Source organism: Cystobacter fuscus, from assembly GCF_002305875.1.
GTDB lineage: Bacteria > Myxococcota > Myxococcia > Myxococcales > Myxococcaceae > Cystobacter > Cystobacter fuscus_A.
The window spans coordinates 4,070,663-4,091,410 of the sequence record NZ_CP022098.1 but is presented as its reverse complement, the minus strand read 5'-3'; the positions used below and the strand labels follow the sequence as shown (position 1 = coordinate 4,091,410).

Annotated in this window: 15 protein-coding genes; 5 read left to right on the top strand and 10 right to left on the bottom strand. The window is 66.5% G+C overall.

Going from position 1 to position 20,748, the window contains the following annotated elements:
- Positions 1-49: 49 nt before the first annotated feature.
- The 9 genes from CYFUS_RS16885 to CYFUS_RS16845 all read right to left on the bottom strand — a co-directional run bounded on the left by CYFUS_RS16885 (position 50) and on the right by CYFUS_RS16845 (position 10,619).
- On the bottom strand, positions 50-247 hold the full coding sequence (locus CYFUS_RS16885; RefSeq protein ID WP_095986160.1) for a hypothetical protein: 198 nt from the start codon (positions 245-247) through the stop codon (positions 50-52).
- An 8-nt stretch (positions 248-255) separates the two neighbouring features.
- Positions 256-927: a NapC/NirT family cytochrome c gene (locus CYFUS_RS16880; RefSeq protein WP_095986159.1), complete on the bottom strand. Its 672-nt coding sequence runs from the start codon at positions 925-927 to the stop codon at positions 256-258.
- On the bottom strand, positions 927-3,185 hold the full coding sequence (locus CYFUS_RS16875; protein WP_095986158.1) for a molybdopterin oxidoreductase family protein: 2,259 nt from the start codon (positions 3,183-3,185) through the stop codon (positions 927-929). Before CYFUS_RS16875 ends, CYFUS_RS16880 begins: the two co-directional genes overlap by 1 nt.
- Before the next feature lie 157 nt (positions 3,186-3,342).
- Positions 3,343-5,367: an endo-1,4-beta-xylanase gene (locus tag CYFUS_RS16870; RefSeq protein WP_157758485.1), complete on the bottom strand. Its 2,025-nt coding sequence runs from the start codon at positions 5,365-5,367 to the stop codon at positions 3,343-3,345.
- Between the two features lie 225 nt (positions 5,368-5,592).
- On the bottom strand, positions 5,593-6,549 hold the full coding sequence (locus tag CYFUS_RS16865; protein WP_095992062.1) for an alpha/beta fold hydrolase: 957 nt from the start codon (positions 6,547-6,549) through the stop codon (positions 5,593-5,595).
- Positions 6,550-6,609: 60 nt separating this feature from the next.
- The gene (locus CYFUS_RS16860; RefSeq protein ID WP_095986157.1) at positions 6,610-7,302 is read right to left on the bottom strand and encodes a RibD family protein; all 693 of its coding nucleotides are present in this window, start codon (positions 7,300-7,302) and stop codon (positions 6,610-6,612) included.
- Positions 7,303-7,458: 156 nt separating this feature from the next.
- The gene (locus tag CYFUS_RS16855; RefSeq protein WP_095986156.1) at positions 7,459-8,586 is read right to left on the bottom strand and encodes an aldo/keto reductase; all 1,128 of its coding nucleotides are present in this window, start codon (positions 8,584-8,586) and stop codon (positions 7,459-7,461) included.
- A gap of 183 nt (positions 8,587-8,769) precedes the next feature.
- Positions 8,770-9,438 (bottom strand): NAD(P)H-binding protein, encoded by a 669-nt coding sequence (locus CYFUS_RS16850; protein ID WP_095986155.1) that lies wholly within the window; start codon positions 9,436-9,438, stop codon positions 8,770-8,772.
- Positions 9,439-9,461: 23 nt separating this feature from the next.
- Positions 9,462-10,619, bottom strand: coding sequence for an MBL fold metallo-hydrolase (locus CYFUS_RS16845; RefSeq protein ID WP_095992061.1), 1,158 nt, complete (start codon positions 10,617-10,619; stop codon positions 9,462-9,464).
- 94 nt (positions 10,620-10,713) lie between these two features.
- Here CYFUS_RS16845 and CYFUS_RS16840 point away from each other — a divergent pair, with 94 nt between their 5' ends.
- A complete protein-coding gene (locus CYFUS_RS16840) occupies positions 10,714-11,253 on the top strand; it encodes a TetR/AcrR family transcriptional regulator (protein ID WP_198316598.1) in 540 nt (179 codons plus the stop codon).
- Between the two features lie 9 nt (positions 11,254-11,262).
- Here the strand turns inward: CYFUS_RS16840 and CYFUS_RS16835 are convergent, their stop codons facing one another.
- Complete coding sequence (locus CYFUS_RS16835) at positions 11,263-12,174, bottom strand: LysR family transcriptional regulator (protein ID WP_095986153.1); 912 nt, start codon at positions 12,172-12,174, stop codon at positions 11,263-11,265.
- Positions 12,175-12,309: 135 nt separating this feature from the next.
- On the opposite strand from CYFUS_RS16835, the gene CYFUS_RS16830 reads away from it, so the two are divergent.
- The 4 genes from CYFUS_RS16830 (at position 12,310) to CYFUS_RS16815 (ending at position 20,705) form a co-directional block, all read left to right on the top strand.
- Entirely contained in the window at positions 12,310-13,731 is a 1,422-nt protein-coding gene (locus CYFUS_RS16830; RefSeq protein ID WP_095986152.1) for an aldehyde dehydrogenase family protein, read from the top strand.
- Between the two features lie 171 nt (positions 13,732-13,902).
- Positions 13,903-18,615, top strand: coding sequence for a CHAT domain-containing protein (locus CYFUS_RS16825; RefSeq protein WP_198316597.1), 4,713 nt, complete (start codon positions 13,903-13,905; stop codon positions 18,613-18,615).
- A gap of 193 nt (positions 18,616-18,808) precedes the next feature.
- Positions 18,809-19,351, top strand: a complete 543-nt coding sequence (locus CYFUS_RS16820; RefSeq protein ID WP_095986150.1) for an RrF2 family transcriptional regulator — start codon at positions 18,809-18,811, stop codon at positions 19,349-19,351.
- A gap of 145 nt (positions 19,352-19,496) precedes the next feature.
- Complete coding sequence (locus CYFUS_RS16815) at positions 19,497-20,705, top strand: NAD(P)/FAD-dependent oxidoreductase (RefSeq protein ID WP_095986149.1); 1,209 nt, start codon at positions 19,497-19,499, stop codon at positions 20,703-20,705.
- The last annotated feature ends 43 nt before the right edge of the window (positions 20,706-20,748 follow it).

The window sequence follows — 20,748 nt, the reverse complement described above, 5'->3', positions numbered from 1 at the left end:
AAGAGGCGAGTGTCGCCTGGATCCTTCACCCGGCGGATGAGCGCCGTGCCTACAGCGCGCCGCCGCGGCGCAGCTCGCGCACCACGGCCACCACGTACAACGTGATGGACACCAGGAGCAGAAGGCTGCCCAGCATGTAGAAGCCCACGAAGCTGGCGCGGATGGAGGAGAGGATGGGCAGCAGCAACAGCAGACCCACCACGCAGAGCACGACGGCGGCGCGGGTGAGCGTGTCGGACGAGGGCATGGAGAGGCTCACTGGCTGGCGGTGACGCGGGTGGAGGCGCGGGTCGGCCGGGCCGGGTGCGGCAACCCGTGACAGGTGAAGCAGCTCATCTCGTCATTCGCGAGCTGCGTCCCCAGCGCCTTGTGACTGTCCACCCGGGTGAAGATGGGCGCGGTGGCGTGACAGGCCAGACAGTTGGCGTTGGGATAGGTGCCCTTGTACGTGATGGGCTCCTTCCACGTGTCCGTCACGTACAGCAGCCAGTGGCGGAGGCCGTCGCGCTTGGCCTCCACGGTGCCGAAGATGCCGTAGCCCGTATGGCACGCGTAGCACTGCTTGTCGGGGATGGCGCCCGAGCGGTAGTGCCGCGCCGCCAGCGTGGCGCTCCGAGGGTCGTGCATGTCCCCCACGAAGGGGTTCATCACATGGCAGGACTGACAGGCCTCCACGGTCTTCATCGACTCGAACATGTGCCCCGTGGTGCCCAGCAGCGCCACGCCCGGTAGCACGAAGAGGCCCAGCAACAGCGTCCACCGGTACGTGGAGCGCGCCATGCGCGACTTGAAGACGAACTCCACCAGCAGCAATCCCAGCACCGCCACACCAATGCACCCCAGCGCGACCACCTCCAGCGCGCCGCCCAGGGTGGCACCGTGAGGTGGCTCGGGAGTGGCCATCGCCCACACGGACCAGGCGCTCATCACGTGCCCTCCTTCACGCGCTCCACCCGCACCGCGGCCAGCTTGTACTCGGGCTGGGCGGAGGTGGGATCCAGGTAATCGCTCGTCGCCGCGTTCACCAGGTGCTCCATCGAGTGCATGAGCGCGAACACCACGCCGGGCCTCACCCGCATGCTGGGCAGCGCCTTGAGCCGCACCGTGCCGCGCGCGCTCGTCACCTGCACCAGCTCCCCCTCCTTCACGCCCATCACCGCCGCGTCGCCGGGGTGGATTTCGAGGTAGTCGATGTCGATGCCCTTCAGTTGGGCAATCCGCCCCGTGAGGGTGGCGGTGTGCCAGTGCTCCAACCGGCGCCCGGTGGTCAGCGTCATCGGGTAGTCGCTCGTGAGGCTCTCCCGGAAGGGGCCCTGCTCGGAGAGATAGACGACGGCGCGCCCGTCCGGCCGGGCATAGAAGTCGATGCGCCCCTCCTTCTTCGCCAGCGGATCCTCCCCCGGCACATAGCGGCGGCAGGTGCCCGGGTGTTGCTCGGTGGGACAGGGCCAGGTGAGGCCCGGCAGCGCCTTCAGCCGCGCGTAGGTCATGCCGCTGAAGTCGTAGGTGGTGCCGGCCGACACCCTCCGCCACTCGTCCCAGACGGCCTCGGGCGTGCGGGCCTTCAACAGCGCGCCATGGCCGAGCCGCTCGCCGAGCGCCACGAGGATGTCCAGGTCCGAGCGCGCCTCGCCCGGGGGCTCCACCAGCTTCTCCACCAGGTGGTAGCGGCGCTCGGACTGCGAGAGGACCCCCTCCTTCTCCGCCCACATGGCCGCGGGGAGGAAGACGTCGGCGTAGCGCGCGGTGTCGGTGGGGAAGATGGAGTCGCTGACGACGAGGAAGGCCTTCTCCATGCCCACGCGGTAGCGATCCGCGTTGGGCAGCGAGCGCGCCGGGTTGGTGGCCATCACCAGTGCCGCGCGCACCCTGCCCTCGCGCATGGCCTCGAAGAGCGGCACGGCGGACAGGCCCGGGTTGGGCGAGATGCGGCCCTCGGGCAGGCCCCACAGCCGTTCCATGTCCTGGCGGTCATGCGCCTTGGTGACGACCCGTCCGGCGGGCAGCGCGTGCGCCAGCGAGCCCGTGTCGCGCACGCCACCTCCCGCGTTGGTCTGGCCCGTCAGCGAGAAGGGCCCGGTCCCGGGGCGTCCGATCTGCCCGGTGAGCAGATGCAGCGCCATCATCATCCGGTTGGCCGCCACTCCGTGCGTCTGCTGATTGAGCCCCATGGTCCAGAAGCTCAACGCCGCCTGGGAGATGCCGAAGAGGCGCGCGGCCTCGCGGATCTCCGCCGAGGACAGGCCGCACAGGTTGGCCACCTTCTCCGGCGCGTAGTCCTCGAGGAACGCGCGGAAGTCCTCCAGGGTGAGCGGCGGCGAGTCCGCCGTGCCCCGGCGGAAGGTGACGAAGTCGTTGATGAAGGCCGGGTCCACGAGCCCGGTGCGCAGCAGCTCGTACGCCATGGCGTTGAGCAGGGCCACGTCCGTGCCGGGACGGATCTGCAGGTGCAGCGTGGCGTCGCGAGCGGTGGGCGTGCGCCTCGGGTCCACCACGATGACGCGCGCCTGGGGCTCGGTGCGGAGGCGGTCGCGCACGCGCTCCCAGACGACCGGGTGGCACTCGGCCATGTTGGCGCCGATGACGAAGAAGAGCGTGGCGTGCTCGATGTCGTCGTAGCAGCCCGAGGGCTCGTCCGCGCCGAACACGGACTTGTAGCCAAACGCCGCCGAGGCCATGCACAGGCGCGGGTTGCCATCGACGTTGTTCGTCCCGAGGCCTCCCTTGAAGAGCTTGTTGGCGGTGTAGCTCTCCTGGGTGAAGAGCTGCCCCGAGCCGTAGAAGGCCACCGCGTCCGGTCCACCCTGGGCCATGGCCTCGCGGAAGCCGGCGGCCGCCGCGTCGAGCGCCTCGTCCCAGGAGACGCGCTCGAGCTGCCCGTTCTTGCGCACCATGGGGTAGTGCGCCCGGTCCGAGACGTAGAGGATCTCCCGGTTGAGCAGGCCCTTGATGCACAGCCGACCCCGGTTCCACCCTTCCTGGAGTCCCTCGACCTTCACCACCTTCCCGGCGCGCAGGCCCACCCGCGTCTCGCAGCCCGAGCCGCAGAAGCGGCACACGCTCTTGTGCCAGGAATCGACCGGGATGGCCTCCTCGCGCGTCCAGCCGATGCATCCGGGACCGAGCAGTCCCGTGGCCGCCGTCGCGCCGAAATAGTGGAGGAGTTCTCGCCTCGTCAGATGCATGGTGTCCCTCGGAAGGCCCGGCATATCACCCCAGGCCCGGGGATCACCGCGCGCGCGTGTGGGGTGCTGGCGGGTGAACGGAACCGCCAGCGGCGAGGAGTTCAGTAGCCCACGCCAAGACGAGAGTCCTGGCTCCCCTCGGGGCCAGGAGCCCTCATCACGGCTCGGTCCCCCAGACGAGCTGGCCGTTCCGGTAGAGCGTCACGCCCGCCCAAGGGGTGTACGAGGTCTTGGATGGATCGAAGGAGTAGTCATTGGATTCGTCGAAGTTCGACCAATCGACCTTGTGGCTGCGGGTTTCGATGACCCCCGAGTCGCCACCCGCCGGAATACCGCCAGCAGCGGAGTCGAAGGTGATCTCCAGATAATGGTCCGCCCTCGCCTTCCCCGCGCTCATCTTCACATGCCTGCCGATGACGTTCGCCTGACCGATGCGCGCATAATCACAGTAGAAGGCAAGCGGCTTCTCTCCATCCACCGTGAACCAATAGCGGATGGTCAGCTCGCTCAGCGTCACGGACTCTCCGCCGTTGTTCTTGATCTTGAAGTGCGGCCTCAAGCCGTTATCGCCCGACTGGGTGTCCGCCGTGCGGTATTGCAGCTCGAGGTTGCCCGTGGGTGGAACGGGCGTGTTCACGATGGCCCAGTAGGCCGGTTTGGACTGCAGACGCTCATCGAACAGGAGGGGCCAATCATTGCGGGCCACCGGGAAGGTTCGCAGCCAGGTGTTGCCATCATCCTTGCCCCACACCGTGACGCTGGTGATCAGGTTCTTGTGTCTCCTGAAAACGTCGAACAGTTGCTTGTAGAGAGCAGCCTGCTTCTGCTTCAGCTCCTCCGGGAACGTGTCATACCGCTGCGAAGAGGAGGAGTACACGCTCACGTCCAGCTCGGTGATATGCGTTTCGACCCCCAGGTCGGCGAACTTGACGATGGAGCTTTCGATCTCCTGAACCGTCGGATAGTAGAGGCTGACGTGCGTCTGGTGTCCAACGCCGTCAATCGGAATGCCCTTGGCCTTCAACCGCTTGACCAGGTTGTACATGGCCTGGCTCTTGCCTGACTCGTGTGTGTTGTAGTCGTTGATGAACAACACCGCATTCGGGTCCGCCTCGCGGGCGAACAGGAACGCCTTCTCGATGAACTCCTCCCCCGCGATCTGGTACCACGGGCTGCGACGCAAGCCGTCGGGCTGCGCGGCATCGAAGACCTCGTTGACCACGTCCCAGGCGTAGATCTTGCCCTTGTAGCGGCCCATGACCGCGTTGATGTGCGTCTTCATCCGCTGGAACAAGAGCTCCTTGCTCGCCAGGTTCCCGCTCGCATCACGGAACACCCAGTCCGGCGTTTGTGAATGCCAGACCAGCGTATGCCCCCGGATCCGCAGCCCGTTGTCGACCGCGAACTGAACGGCGGCATCCGAGCCGCTGAAGTTGAACACTCCCTCCTGCGGCTCCGTGCTGTCCCACTTCAGGACGTTGCCCGGTGTCGTGCTGTTGAAGTGCTTGGCGAGGAGCTTCCTGTCCGCTTCCGTCAGGAGCTCACTGTTGGAGAACGCGGATCCGACCAGGAAGTCCTCGGCGAAGACGTCCTTGAGCGAGGGGATGCCTTCCTCGATGACCACGGGCCCGAGATCAGGCAGCTTCTCCAGGCGGAAATCGTCGATGTAGAACACCAGTGCGAGATTGTCTGGCGCTTCGAAGTAGACGGACAGATTGTCCGCCGCCTCGAGGAGCTTGTACTGGGCCTGAAACCTCACCCAGCCGCTGGACGTGGCCGTATCGAAGTACATCCTCTCGTAATAGGTGGTGCTCGGCGTCCTGCGCTGCATCGTCATGGAGACGGTGGTGTTCGGGGCCGCCTGAGGAAGCTTGATCCACCCCGTGAACACGTAGGTCTGGCCCGGCTCCATGAGCGCCGTGACATCCAACGTCGGGCCGTGCCACGATTGCTTGCGATCCCCTACCCTCAAGCCGTACGAGCCGCCACGGGCCGCTTCCGGCACCACCGCCAACGTTTCCACCCCCCCGCGCCCCGTCCAGCCTTGCGCTGTTCCATCTTCGAAATCAGTCTGGAGAAGCAGGCTGTTTTGCGCGTGAGCGGCAGGCGACGAGAAGAGCAGCAGAATCAAGCATGACGCCAGGAACGTCTGAAGCACTTTCAGCGCGGACTTGTTCCTCATGGGTCTTGGTCTCCATCCGAACGAAGCATTCCTCGGTGGCAATAGTCAGTCACAAAAACTGTTTCGCGGCAAAAGTCGAAATAACGACAATCTCCGCGTCTATTGCCTGCCAAACACTACAAGGACAGGGAAATTTTCCGTTCGTCACGTCAGCCGTGCATCACTCCCCAGCATCGAGCGCGGCGAGCACCCCATCTGGCGTGCTCGCGAACCACGAGTTCCCGATCAGGTGGGCAGCGCCTTCAGGAAGGCCAGCAGCGCCGCGTTGACCTCGGCCGCGCGCTCTTGCTGGATCCAATGACCCGCACCGGGAATGACGAGCACCTCCTCGAGGTTGGGCACCAGCGGTTTCATCCGATCAATCGGGGACACCGCGCGCACCGGGTCCTTTTCTCCGATGATGAAGAGCGCGGGTTGCTCGATCTTGACCGTCGCGAGTTCCGGCAATTCCTCCCAGTCGCGGTCCATGTTGCGATAGCGGTTGAGCCCTCCACGGAAGCCGCTGCCCGCGAACTCCTTGGCGAAATACGCCACATCCTCTTCAGTGAGCCAGGCCGGGAGCGTGCCGGGGGTGTCGAGGCCCGTGAGGAACTTGTCGCCCTTCTTCTTGGCCCGCACGACCTCGGCCTTCGAATCGAAACCGGGGATGCCGGCGAGGATCGTGCGCATCGTCCTCGGGATGTCCGCTTCGAACTCCGCCTCCGCGACGCCAGGCTCCTGGAAGTAGAGGATGTAGAACCAATTCTCTCCGAACATGCTCTTGAAGAGCTTCGTTGGAGGCATGGGTGAGCGGCCGAGGTACGGCACGCTCATGCCGACGACGGCCCGGTAGCGGTCGGGGTAGAGCGCGGCGCTGGTCCACGCCATCGCCGAGCCCCAGTCGTGGCCGACGACGACGGCGGTCTTCTCCCCGAGGGCATCGAGCAGGCCGACATGATCGGCGAGCAGGTTCTTCATGCTGTACGCCTCGAGCTCCCGCGGCTTGTCGCTGCGACCGTAGCCGCGGACATCGGGCGCGACCGCGTGGTAGCCGGCGGCCGCGAGCATCGGGAGCTGGTGGCGCCAGGAGTACCAGGACTCTGGCCAGCCGTGGAGCAGCAGCACGAGGGGGCCTTCACCCGCCTCGGCGATGTGGAGGTGGATGCCGTTCGTCTTGACCGTGCGGTGTCTGATGTCAGTCATGGAACTCACTTTCGGGGTGAAGTGGGCGGTCACCCAGCCGCGGGAAATGGCCGCTTCCTCTTAACCGACAACCTTGTAGCGCAACCAGGCGAGATCTCCCTTGCGCTGCTCGACGGACAACAGCTTGAGCTTGCGCGCGGGGCCCCGGCCTTCCCGTGCATCGAACAGCGAGGGAAGACCGACCCCTCCATCCGCGACCGGGGCGACCAGCACGCTGAGCTCGTCGATGAGTCCCGCCGCGAGGAAGGAGCCGTTGATCTTCCCTCCGCCCTCGAGAAGCAGCGTCTTGATGCCGAACTCCTTGCGGAGCTTCTGGAGGACCCGCTTGAGGTTCAGCCGCGTCTTGCCTCCGAAGAGGTACGAGACTCCTCGCTCCCGCAGGAAGGCCAGGTAATCGTCCGAAACCCCCTCGCCGAGGATGGTGACGACGTGCTCCCCATCGATGTCGCTGGTCTTCCAGGTGAGCTTGCCGGACGGGTCCAGGGCAATCGCGTACGAGTCCGCATCGCGCCGGGCAACGAAGTCCTTGCGTGGGATGGGGTCGGATTGCTTGCGAGCGGGCACCTTCGACTTGCCCGCGTAGGGCTCCATCGAGACGCGACCGATGATCCACGCGTCCGCTTCGAAGGTCTCCGCGGTGCGCTCGTACTCCGCCAGGCTTCCTGGCGGGAGCTTCCAGCCCGAGGTCACGATCCGGCCATCCACGGAAGGCACCATGTGGCAGATGACGTGGGGCCGCTTGCTCTTGTCCATGCCGTGCGTCTCCTGAATCGACTGAGTCGGGCCACCTTCCGGACGGCCCTCACGAGCACCCTACGCGCAGACGACGGCGCGAGGGTTCCCGCCCGCGCGGCCAGCCAGGCTCCAACGTCACTTCTCGAACTTCTGGCCCGAGCGGCCCCCATCCACTCAGGCGGGAACCGGCGCGTGCTCCGCGATCAGCTTCTCCTTCTTCAGCTCGGCCCAGAAATCGGCCGGAATCTTCACCTGCATGGACGCGATGTCCTCCTGGATCTGCCGCGCCGTGCGCGCCCCCACCAACACCGCCGACACGGTTTGCGGCGCCGAGGCGAACTGCAATGCGGCGGTGCGCAGATCGATGCGGTAGCGGCGGGCGATCGCGTCCAGCCGTGCGCGCCGGTTGCGCAGCTCGTCGGTGATCGTCCCCAGGTAGTCGATGCGCTCCACGCCGGCCAGGAAGCCGACATTGAGCGGAGAACCCACGACGATCGACACGCCACGCTCGGCGCAGGCCGGCTGCAAGCGGTTCAGCGAGTCCTCGTGGCGCACCAGCGTGTACTGGGTGGCCGACAGGAAGATGTCCGGGTCGCTTTCCCTCAAGGTGCGCAGCGCCGGCTCGATCGCGTTGACGCCGAGGCCCCAGGCCTTGATCAGCCCCTCCTCTCGCATGCGGATCAACTCCGGCATCGCGCCCTTGAGCGCGATGTCGAAGTACTCGGTCCAGCGCTCGCCCATGTCGCGGTTGTCCGGCGACAGATCGTGGATGAACACCATGTCGATCCGCTCCACGCCCAGCCGCTGCAGGCTGTCTTCGATCGATCGCCGCACCCCATCCGCGGTGTAGTCGTAGACCCGGTGGAACGGCGGCGGCTCGGGCCAGACCTTGCTGTCGGGAGGATTGCCCGCCTTGAGCAGGCGGCCGACCTTGGTCGAGAGGATGAATTCGTCACGCTTCTGCTCGGATAGGAACTGCCCCATGCGCCGCTCGCTACGGCCGATGCCGTACCAGGGCGAGGTATCGAAGTAGCGCACGCCGCCTGCCCACGCCGCCGCCAGTGCGCCCTGCGCATCGGTGTTCGGGGTGGGCTTGAACGCACCGGCGAGCGGCACGCCACCCAGCCCGAAGCGGTAGCGCGGGCGGTAGTGACGGCCGGTGGTCTCCGACGGATTCCGAGGCAGGGTTCCCGCCCGCGCGGCTGGTGCGGCGGCCTGCGCCGCGTGCGTGAACGCGGGGGCGGTCGCCAGAACACCAGCGCTGCTGGCGAGGGTCGAAAGAAACTGACGGCGTGTGGTCATGGCGTCTCCTGGGCGTGAGCCAAGGTACGCACCGACTCGATGCCAATCCAAACCAAAGAGGGCATGTACTCATGCCCGAAATGGATGGATGACACGTCGCATCATCCTCTGGAGACAGAAAGGATTTTGAGAGACATTGGGCCAGGTAATGGCCAACCCACAACGCCAGACCGGGCCGGCGGCTCAGGCCGCGGCGAGGGCGTTGATGTCCTGGTTCTCGAGCAGACGCTGGGGCGCCCCCTGCTTCGCCACCCGGAGCATCGCGCGTCCGACCCGCTCGGTCGTCGTGATGGCCCCGGGAAGGACTGCCTTCAAGAGGGGCGAGAGGGGTTCCACCACCCGGTAGATGGCCCGGTACAGCGGCGTCTTCGACGTCACACCGTGCATCGGCTGGATGAACCCCGGACGGAACATGTACGCGGCCTTGAAGGGCAGTTGGAACAACGCGTTCTCGGTCTCGCCCTTGACGCGCGCCCACATGGAGCGGCCCTTCGCGGAGCTGTCGGTGCCGGCGCCCGACACGTAGATGAACGTCATGCCCGGGCTCAGCCGCGCCAACGTGCGCGCCGCCGCGAGCGTGAAGTCATACGTCACGCGCCGGTAGTCCGGCTCCTTCATCCCCGCCGAGGACACACCCAGGCAGAAGAAGCACGCGTCGTAGCCCGAAAGCTCCGCCTCCACCGTGGAGAAGTCGGTGAAGTCGCGGTGCACGAGCTCGGTGAGCTTCTCGTGCCGCTGCCCCGTCTGGCCGCGCCCGACCACGAGCACCCGCTCCACCTCGGGGTCGAGCAGGCACTCGCGCAGCACGCCCTGTCCGACCATCCCCGTCGCGCCAAAGAGAAGAACCTTCATGTCATCGAACCCCTGGGTGGATGTCAGTCGAGCTTCGTGGAAACGATGGGGTGCCGCGCCGCGGTGTCCCAGGGCAGGCTCGGCCACCAGCGCTCGAGCGGCGACGGAGCGCCCGGCTCGATGCTCTGGCCCGGTCTGGGCACGACGACCGTGTCGTTGCCCTGCGAGGCCGCCGCGAGCACGCGCTCGATGGGCTCGGTCCAGCCGTGGGCGGCGAGCGTGAACAGCCCCCAGTGCACCGGCAGGAGGACCCGGCCCTGGAGCATCCGGTGGGCGAGCACCGCCTGTTCGGGTCCGATGTGCCAGTCGGGCCAGGCGCTGTGGTACTGGCCCACCTCGATCATCGTCACGTCGAAGGGCCCCAGGCGCGCGCCAATGTCCTTCATGGCCGGGAACAGCCCGGTGTCCCCCGAGTAGTACGCGCGGTGCTCGGGGCCGTGGAGCGCGAAGCCGGCCCACAGCGTCGCGTCCTTGTCGATTCCGGTCCTCCCCGAAGCGTGGCGCGCCGGGGTGGCGGTGATGTCGAGCCCGCGCACCCGCGTGTGCTCCCACCAGTCGAGCTCGACGATGCGCGTCTCGGGCACGCCCCACGCGGCCAGGTGCGCGCCCACGCCGAGCGGCACCACGAAGGTGGTGTCCCAGTCCTTCATGGCCGAGACGGTGGGCTGGTCCAGGTGATCATAGTGGTCGTGCGAGATGACGACCGCGTCGAGGGGTGGCAGCTCCGAGAGCGCGACGGGCGGGGCGTACCACCGTCTGGGGCCCACCCAGCTCAGCGGCGAGGCGCGCTCGCTCCAGATGGGATCGGTGAGGACGCGGTGGCCATCGAGCTCGATGAGCGTCGTGGAGTGCCCGAGCCACGTGACGCGCAGGCCCGTGGCCGGCGGTGTCTCGAACCGGCGGCGGTCGCCGGGCATGAAGGGCAGCGGCTCGGCGGGGCCCACGTCGGGACTCGCCTTGAACATGGCCGACAACGAGCCCCACCAGTCATTCCAGAGCGGCTGCGGGTTCTCGAAGTGCCCGTCCTTCCATTGCGGCGAGCGCTCCATCCGCGCGCGTCGCTCACCGCTGGCACGAGAACCCAGGGCGGTCCATGCATCGGCGGCGATGGCGGCCAGGACGACGGCCAGCATCCCCCCTGTCCCGAGCGCCGCGCGCGCCAGTCTGCTGCGGATCTTCATGGGCTTCACCGGCTCCTCGGAGGGACACATGCCAGGATGGCCCGCCCTCCTGATACAAATTGACGAACGACACATAATTTGTCAACTTGATCGCATGTCGGATGAAATGAGCCAGGAGCGCGACGCACAACGCCGGGCGGCAATCCTCCAGGCCGCGCTGGAATGCTTCCTCCAGTTCGGCCACGCGAAGACCTCGCTCGACGACATCGCCAAGAGGGCGAACATCTCGCGGCCGCTCATCTACCGGAAGTTCAAGAACAAGGACGACATCTTCACCGCGGTCATCGAGGATCTCTTCGAGAAGCGCTATCCCCGGGCCGAGCAGGTGCTGACCTCGCCCGGCTCTCCGCGGGACAAGCTCCTGCGTGTCTACGAGATCCTCCTGCTCGAGCCGTGGGACGAGCTGATGGGCGCGCCCATGGCGGCCGACTTGTACGAGGTCTGCTCGCGGCTCTTCCCCCAGGTGGAGGCGAAACACGTCCGGATGCAGCTCAAGCTCACGCAGGCCATCCTGGAGAACAAGGAGCTCTCCGAGGTCTTCATGCTCGCGGTGGAGGGACTCCAGTCCGACCTGCCGGCGACGCGTGTGCTGCGCCGCCGCCTGCAACTGCTCGTCGAGCGCTTCGTGGCGTGACGAGGCGGGTCAGCGCGCGGCGCGGCGGGCGGTGTTCTTCTCTCGGATCAGCTCCACCAGCGCCTTCAATCCCGCCGGCACGTACCGGTGCCTGGGGTAATACAGGCGAATACCCGGAAAGGGGGGGCACCACTCCTCCAGCACGGTCACCAGGCTGCCATTGGCCAGGTCATCGGTGAGGTGCCACTCGGACAGGAACGCCAGACCAATCCCCGCGCGGACGGCCTGGACCGCGGTGCGCGGATCGCTGAGGACCAATCGCGGCGGCAGGTCGATCTCCAGTGCCTCGCCGCGGCGCTCCAATTCCCAGCGATACAAACCTCCGTGCGACAGCCGCATGCGGATGGCGGCGTGGCCGGCCAGGTCGTCTGGTGTCCGTGGCTTGCCGTGTTGCGCGAAATAAGCGGGTGAACCGACGATGACCATGCGCAGGTCGTCGCTGAGCGGCACGGAGACCATGTCCCGAGGCACCGCCTCGGCCAGGCGGATGCCGGCGTCGAACCCGTCGGCGACGATGTCGATCATCCGGGCCTCACTGACGATGTCCAGATTCATCCGTGGATGACGGAGCAGGTACTCGAGCAACAAGGGCTCGAAGATCATCCGCACCGCATCCCCCGGCGCGTTGATTCGCAGCGTGCCGGCTGGAGCCTCGGGCTGGCTGTTGATTTCCTCACCGGCGCCGCGGATCTCCGCCATCGCCGGGGCGATGCGCTGCACGTAACGCTGGCCGGCCTCGGTCAACGCCACGCTGCGGGTGGTGCGGTGGAACAGGCGCGCCTTCAGCCGAGCCTCCAGCCCAGCGACCGCGCTGCTGACGGCCGAGGTGGACATGCCCAGTTGTCTGGCGGCGGCGCGGAAGCTGCCGTGACGGGCCACGGCGAGCACGGTCTCCAGTTCGATCAGTCCTGAGCGGTGCATGGGGATTGTCCTGATTTTCAGAACGGCCCTTGCAGGATACACCCGATTGTCGGGACGGTCCGCCACGCGCAGATTGGATTTCGACGGGGAGCACCCCGGCCTTCACCGGAGCCCCTTCTTCACCGGAGTCCCATCATGGAACGCATCGACCAGATCTACATCGACGGCGCCTTCGTCACCCCCCACGGCGACGAGTGGTTCAACCTGTTCAACCCCGCGACCGAGGAGGTGATCGGCCAGGTGCGGCTGGCCGATGCCGAGGACGCGCGTCGCGCCATCGCCGCGGCGAAACGTGCCTTCCCGGCGTTCTCACGCACGACCCGGGCCGATCGCCTCGCGATGCTCGAGCGCATGCGGGCGGCGGTGGCCGCGCGCGAGGACGAGCTGCTCGAGGCCGTCATCAAGGAGTACGGCGCTCCGTCGTCGCGCTCTCGCTGGATGGCGAGACATGCCCACCAGGTGATCGGCGAAGTGGCCGAGGTGCTGGCGCGGTACGACTTCGAGCGCCAGGCGGGCACCGCTCGGGTGGTGATGCAGCCGATGGGCGTGGCCGGCCTGATCACTCCCTGGAACAACGACGCCGGCTTCATCTGCGGCAAGCTGGCCACCGCGTTGGCCGCCGGATGCACCGCGGTGATCAAACCCAGTGAGATGAGCGCGCTCCAGACGCGCATCATCACCCAGGCGCTGCACGAGGCCGGCCTGCCGCCCGGTGTGTTCAACATCGTCACCGGACGCGGTGAGGTGGTGGGCGCGGAGCTCAGCACCTCGCCGGACGTGGCCAAGATCTCGTTCACCGGTTCGACCGTGGTAGGCAAGACCATCCTTCGCACCGGCGCGGAAACCCTGAAGCGGGTGACGCTGGAACTGGGCGGCAAGTCACCCATGGTGGTGTTGGACGATGCCGACTTCGCCACCGCGGTGCCTCTGGCGGTGAACGCCGGGTTCATGAACAGCGGTCAGGCCTGCATCGCCGGCACCCGCATCCTGGTCCCGGCATCCCGACAGGCCGAGTTCGAGTCGTTGCTCGCCCGTGAGGTGCGCGCGACGAAGTCCGGAGACCCCCGCGACGCCGACACCGCCATCGGCCCCATGGTGAGCGCGAAGCAGTGGGAGCGCGTGCAGCGCTACATCCGCCTCGGTATCAACGAAGGCGCGCGCCTGCTGGTCGGTGGTGAAGGCCGGCCCGAGGGAATGAAGCGTGGCTGGTGCGTGAAGCCCACCGTGTTCACCGACGTGCGCAACGACATGACCATCGCGCGCGAGGAGATCTTCGGGCCGGTGTTGTCGCTCATCACCTACCGCGACGAGGACGAGGCGGTCGCCATCGCCAACGACACGCTCTACGGCCTGCACGGCTACGTGGTCTCTGGCGATCCCCAGCGCGGCGCGCGTGTGGCCGCGAGGCTCGAGGCCGGCCGCGTCCTGGTCAATACCCTCGCCCACGAACCCAAGGCCCCGTTCGGCGGCTTCAAGCAGTCTGGCATCGGCCGCGAGAACGGCCCCTATGGACTGGAGGCCTACCTGGAACCGAAGGCCGTGGTGGTGGCGGCGTAGTCCCTCCGCCCATCGAGCGGTCGAACTGGCTTCGACTCGAGGGCCTCCTCATTGTCAGCCAGCCAGGTACTGGCCCCCCTGCCCAGCGGCTCGGCGAACAGGACGGATCAACTGGAGGAACTCGCCCTTTGGCGAAAAAATGGATTGTCGGCAGCCTGTCAGGAGAAGGCCTTGCAACGAAATCCATTCGAGTTGACGCTGGAACTCTCTCGCGGGGAGGACGCGGAGGATCCGTTCCGCTTCCGCTATGAGCCGCAGGAGTACCGGCGGCACGACGGTGGGAAGGTCTGGAGCGAGCAGTTCCCCTGGAACGCGCAACTGCTCGCGGACCTCGGGGCACTCGGGGCGCCCAGTCCGGATCCAGCCCGCGTGCAGCGCCTGGGGGACGCGTTGCGTACCTTCCTGGGGGGATTGGGATGGGAGGCCGAGGAGGTCCGACTCCGGGAGGCGCTGGCGGAGGGACGACCCGTGCACCTCACCTGCCGGTTCGCCGCCGCCGAGCTGTACTCCCTGCCATGGGAGTTGGTGACGCTCGAGCCGGACCGCCGGCACCTGGGGGAGCTGCCCGGCTGCCTCATCCGCTACGAGTGGCCCAAGACGCAGAGCGCTCGCTCGCAACCTTCCCCTCCACCGCCCTTGGGGCGTCTCCTCCTCGCCTGGTCCACCGCGGGCGGTGAAGCCGGGGTCAACGCACACCTGCGAGCCTTGCGCGAGGTGTGTGCACGGTACGAGTACCCCTTCAGCCCCGAGCGCGACGTGGTCGCCCACGTCTCCCTGGAGGGGCTTTCCCGGACCCTGGCCACCTCGGGGCCCATCGCCGCCCTCCACATCCTCTGCCACGGTTCGCGCGGGGACACGACGTACGGGTTGCTCTGGGGCACGTCGGACGAGCGCCAGTTCGTCGATGCAGCGGCCCTGCGGCGGGTGCTCGCCCCCCACGCGGGCAAGGTCCGGATGGTGGTGCTGTCGGCTTGTCATGGAGGCGACCCGGGGGAACCAGGCAATCACCTGGGCAGTGTGGCCCAGGCGCTCCACGCGGTGGGCATCCCCGCGGTGGTGGCGTCCCGACTGCCGTTGTCGGTGAAGGGCTCGGTCCAACTCACCGAAACGCTCTATCGAGAGCTGCTGGAGTGCGAGCCCCTGGACAAGGCCCTGGGCGCCGTGCGGATGCGGCTCGCGCTCAGCCCGCCCGGTCTGGACTGGGCCTCGCTCCAGCTCTATGCCCGGGCGGAAGAGGCCGCGAGCCTCCGGCCCATCATCTTCCAGCCCTACCGCGGCCTGCTGACGTTCGAGGCCCGGCACCGGCGCTTCTTCCACGGACGCAAGGCGCAACAGCGGGCACTGGTACGCCGGGTGCGCGAGGCACTGCGAGGCAAGCGCCCCCGCTTCCAGGTGGTGGCGGGGGCGTCGGGCTCGGGCAAGTCCTCCCTGGTGAAGGCGGGTCTCGTCGCGCTGCTGAAGCCCCCCACCTGGGAGGTGCATGTCACCCGCCCGGGGGAGTTGTCGAGCGAGGCGGTGGCACGGCTGCGGCGGCCCCGGGAGAAGCAGCGGCTGCTGCTCATGGTGGATCAGTTCGAGGAGGTGTTCACCCTCATGCCCGAGGCGAGGGAGCGCCAGGCCTTCGTCCAGGCCCTGTGGGACCTGGCGCGCTCGCCGGAGTCGAACGCGGTCGTCCTGGCCACCCTGCGCTTCGACTACTTCGAGCGCTGCCGTGAGATCGTCCTCGATGGAGGCCAGGCGCGGCTGGATGGGGTGGTGGTGGACGCGGCGCATTGCCTCTCCGTGCCGCCGCTCCAGGGCAGGCAGTTGGAGGCCGCCATCGAGGGCCCCGCGAGGCGGGTGGGCCTGCGGTTCGAGGGCGCTCTGAGCGAGGTGCTCCGCAAGGACGTGGAGCGGGAGCCCGGAGGACTGCCGCTGTTGGAGTATGCGCTGGATCAGCTCTGGGAGAAGCGGGACGGGGACACGCTGACGGAGCGCACCTACAAGGAACTGGGCGGGGTCACGGGAGCCCTGACCCGGACGGCGAGCGAGATGTATGCGCAGTTGAGCCCGTTCGAGCAGCTCCAGGCCCGCCGGCTGCTGTTGGCCTTGATCAACTTCCGGGACGATGCGTCCCCGGATACCCGGCGGCGCGTGCGGCGCGAGCAGCTTCGGGTGACGGACGGCGAGACCCAGAAAGCACTGGATGCCGTCATCGAGAAGTTCGTCGGCAAACGCCTGCTCGTCGTGGGTGGCGGGCCCGAGTCCGAGGGAGGCGGCAGTGAGGCCTGGATCGAACTCGCGCATGAGGAGTTGTTGAGGAGCTGGCTTCTGCTCTCGACCTGGGTGAAGGAGAACCAGGAGCGAGGGCGGGCACTGCAAAGACTGGAGGAGTGGGCGGAGGAGTGGCGGAGCCATCAAAAGGGCAAGGAGGGAGGTGCCTCGTACCTGCTCTCAGGGGAGCGCCTCACCTTCGCTCGCGAGGTCCAGACGAGATACCCAGGAGATCTGTCACCTGATCTCGAACGCTTCATCCAGGCGAGCTGGGAGCGGAGTGAAGCAGAGAGGCTGCGCGAGCTGAAGAGACAGCGGAACCTGCGACGTCTGAGCGTGGCGCTGGCGATAGGCTTCGCACTCGCCGTTTGCCTTGGAGGAGTTGCATTCCTCCAGAAAAAAGCAGCCAACAAGGCACAGAACATGGCCATGGCGCGAGAGTTGATGGCCAATGCGCGTCTCCAGATGAGAGACGATCCCCAGCTTGGCATGAAGCTCATGCTTCACGCACATGATATACTGGAGAATGAGGAAGAACCAGTCGACCTGGCATCAGAAAGTGATGCATTGTCGGAATGGGGGCTGCGCAGGTTGCTCATTGCGTGGCGAACTCTCTCACATCAAGAACGGTTCGGGGAAATCTTGTTCATGGACGTCGCGCTCAGCCCCGACAGCCAACACGTGGTTACCGCCAGCAATGACAACACCGCCCGGGTATGGGATGTGAAAACCGGAGTTCCTGTCGGCAAGCCCCTCCAGCACTCAGGCTCGGTGAGGACGGCCGCGTTCAGCCTCGACAACCGCTGGGTGGTCACCGCCAGCAGCGACAACACGGCCCGGGTGTGGGATGTGAAAACCGGAGAGCCTGTCGGCGAGCCCCTCCAGCACTCAGGCTCGGTGAATACGGCTGCGTTCAGCTCAGACAACCGCTGGGTGGTCACTGCCAGTAATGACACAACCGCCCGGGTGTGGGATGTGAAAACCGGAGAGGCTGTCGGCAAGCCCCTCCAGCACTCAGGCTCGGTGAGGACGGCCGCGTTCAGCCTCGACAATCGCTGGGCGGTTACCGCCAGCAGTGACAATACCGCCCGGGTGTGGGATGTGAAAACCGGAGAGGCTGTCGGCAAGCCCCTCCAGCACTCAGGCTCGGTGAATACGGCCGCGTTCAGCTCAGACAACCGCTGGGTGGTCACCGCCAGCGATGACAACACCGCCCGGATGTGGGATGTGAAAACCGGAGAGGCTGTCGGCAAGCCCCTCCAGCACTCAGGCTCGGTGAATACGGCCGCGTTCAGCTCAGACAACCGCTGGGTGGTCACCGCCAGCGATGATAACACCGCCCGGGTGTGGGATGCGCGAACTGGAAATCCTGTCGGCAAGCCCCTCCAGCACTCAGGCTCGGTAAGGACAGCCGCGTTCAGTCCAGACAACCGCTGGGTGGCTACCGCCAGCGATGACAACACCGCCCAGGTATGGGATGCACAAACCGGGGAGCCTGTCGGCAAAACCCTTCAGCACTCAATCCCCGTGATGACGGCCACGTTCAGTTCCGACGCCCAGTGGGTATTTACCTTTAGTATTGATGGAACCTTCCGGATGTGGAATGCGCAAACCAGTCAGCCTATAGGCAAGCCGTTTCAGCACTCGCAAAGAGTGTATGAGGCCGTGTTCAGCCCCGACAGGCAGCACGTGGTCGCCGCCAGCGATGACAACACCGCCCAGGTGTGGGATGCGCGAACCGGGGAGCCTGTCGGCAAGCCCCTCCAGCACACGGACCTAGTGAGCAAGGTCGCATTCAGCCCTAACGACCGATGGGTGGCTACCGCCAGCAATGACAACACCGCCCGGGTGTGGGATGCACAAACCGGGAAACCTGTCGGCAAGCCCCTCCAGCACACGGACTCGGTGAATGATGTCACGTTCAGCCCAGACAGCCGCTGGGTGGTTACCGCCAGCGCAGACAACACTGCCCGGGTGTGGGATGCACAAACCGGGGAGCCTGTCGGCAAGCCTCTCCAGCACACGGACTCGGTGAGGACGGCCGCCTTCAGCCCCGACGGTCGATGGGTAGTCACCACCACCATGGTAGGACCTGCCCAGGTATGGGATACGAAAACCGGAGAGCCTGTCAGCAAGCCTCTCCAACGCATCAATCGCGTAATTATGGTGTCCATGGCCGCGTTCAGTCCCGACGGCCGACGGATGGTCACCACCACCCTGGCAAGGTCTGCCCAGGTGTGGGATATGAAAACCGGAGAGCCTGTCGGCAAGCCTCTCCAGCACAACGACGCAGTGAGTATGGCCGTGTTCAGCCCTGACGGCCAACGGGTAATCACCGTCAGCCAGGACAAGAGCGTCCAGGTATGGGATACGGAAACTGGGAATCGTCTTGGTGATCCATTCCAACACCCGGGCGAAGTGTTGACAGCCGCGTTCAGCCCCGACGGACGACACGTGGTCACCATTGGTGATGACGGGATTGCCCGTGTCTGGGGCTGTGAGCAGTGCGCTCCCGCCGTGGAGGTGTTCAAGCAATGGGCTCGCGAACTCACCTGCCAGGAGCGCAACACCTATCTCCACGAGAAAAATGACTGCTCACCAGAAGAGCCCATCACCAACTCCGGCCGTTGACCCGGCGACCAGGAGGCACCGCTGCTCGCGTGGGCGGCGGCAACTCCTGGAAGCCAAGGCGTCATAGCTCGGGTAGCTCGCCCGCCTACCCTCTTCGAAGAACGCCTCCTCGCGGCGCACCGCGTCAACTCGGACTCACTTTGTCCTCGTTTTTTGCTTGCCGCCTTAAACACGGACCCATATAGTCCGTGTTATGGCGCACCTCACAACGAGCGTTGAGTACGGCATCCACTGCCTCCTCTGGCTGGTCAGCGCGGGCGACACGCCGCTGAGCAGCCGTGACCTGGCCGAGCTCCAAGGCGTATCGCCCACCTTCCTCGCCAAGATATTCCCCAAGCTCGAAAAGGCGGGGATCGTCGTCGCGAGCGAGGGAGTGCGCGGCGGGTATCAGCTCGCCAAGGCCCCGGAAGACATCAGCTTCCTGGAAGTCATCGATGCGCTCGAAGGGGACAAGCCGCTCTTCGACTGTCAGCAGATCCGCGGCCGTTGCGCCGTGTTCGAGGGAAACCCTCCCTCCTGGGCGATGGCGGGCGTCTGTGCGGTCCATGCCGTGATGCTGCGCGCGGAGAAGGCAATGCGCGACACCTTGGCGAAGGAATCACTCGCCGATGTCGCGAAGACTTTCGGCCGCAAAGCGCCGCCTGAGTTTTCAAACGACGTCCAGAAATGGATTGAGGATCGGCTCAAGACCCGTGCATCCACGCGGAAATCGCGCACGCACGAAGAGCCTCCCTGAAGCGCAAGCGCGGCGGTAACGCCGTGAGCCACTCGAATCACTGAACTTTTTCTCGGTTTTCGCCGGACGACCGAGAAAGCGGCCGTCGTGTATCCGCACGACGGAACCGGAGAGCTGCGTCCGGCTCCCAAAAGAAAGCAAGACAATGAACCAGAAGATCGTCATCGCAGGCTCGGGTTTCGCTGGCATGTGGGCGGCCATTTCCGCCGCACGCGCCGTGTCGCTGGCGGGCAAGCAGAACCAGGTGGAAGTCCTGGTCGTGTCGCCAACCCCCCAGCTCCACATCCGCCCGCGCCTCTATGAACCGGTGATCGAGAACATGGCACCGGACCTCGCCCCGCTGTTCGAGGCGGTCGGCGTTCGCCACCTCGCCGGCACCATCGAGGCGATCCATGCCGACCGGCATGAAGTCGAAGTGCTCGGCACCGACGGCGAACGCGTGACGCTGCCCTATGACCGCTTCGTGTTGGCGGCCGGCAGCCGTCTGTTCATGCCGAACGTGCCCGGACTCAAGGAGCACGCCTTCAACGTCGACCAACTGTCGAGCGCGAACGCTCTCGACAAGCACCTGAAGGCGCTCGCCCACAAGCCGGAGACGGCCGCCCGGAACACGGTGGTGGTCGCGGGTGGTGGCTTCACCGGCATCGAGACGGTGGCCGAGATGCCCCAGCGGCTGCGCGGCATCCTCGGCCAGGACGCGAAGATCCGGGTCGTGGTGCTGGAACAAGCGCCCGCCATCGGCCCCGACCTCGGGCCGGTTCCACGCCCGGTGATCGAGGAGGCCCTGGCCGAGTGCGGCGTGGAGGTGCGCACCTCCACCGGAGCCGTGGCGATCGACGCGGAGGGTGTCACCACGTCCACCGGCGAGCGGATCGAGACCCACACGGTGATCTGGACGGCCGGCGCGAGAGCCAACCCGCTCGCCGCGCAGATCAACGGCGAACACGACCGCTTCGGCCGTGTCCATGCCGACCAGTATCTGCGCGCCAAGGGCGCCGCGGGCATCTTCGTCACCGGGGATGTGGCGATGGTCGCGACCGACGATGAAGGCCACATCGCGGCGATGTCCTGCCAGCATGCGGTGATCCTCGGCCGTGTCGCCGGCCACAACGCCGCCGCCGAGCTGGTCGGTCTGCCAACCCACCCGTACAGTCAGCCGAAGTACGTCACCTGCCTCGATCTCGGACCCTGGGGCGCGCTCTATACCGAGGGATGGGACCGCCAGGTGAAGCTGACGCGGGACGCGGGCAAGGCGCTCAAGCGCGAGATCAACACCCAGTGGATCTACCCGCCCAAGGCGGATCGGAACACCGCCTTCGCGGTCGCCCATCCGGACTTCCAGATCGCCGCCTGAAGCCCGAGAGGGCGTCGAGGGAGCAGCTTCAGACGCCCCCCCG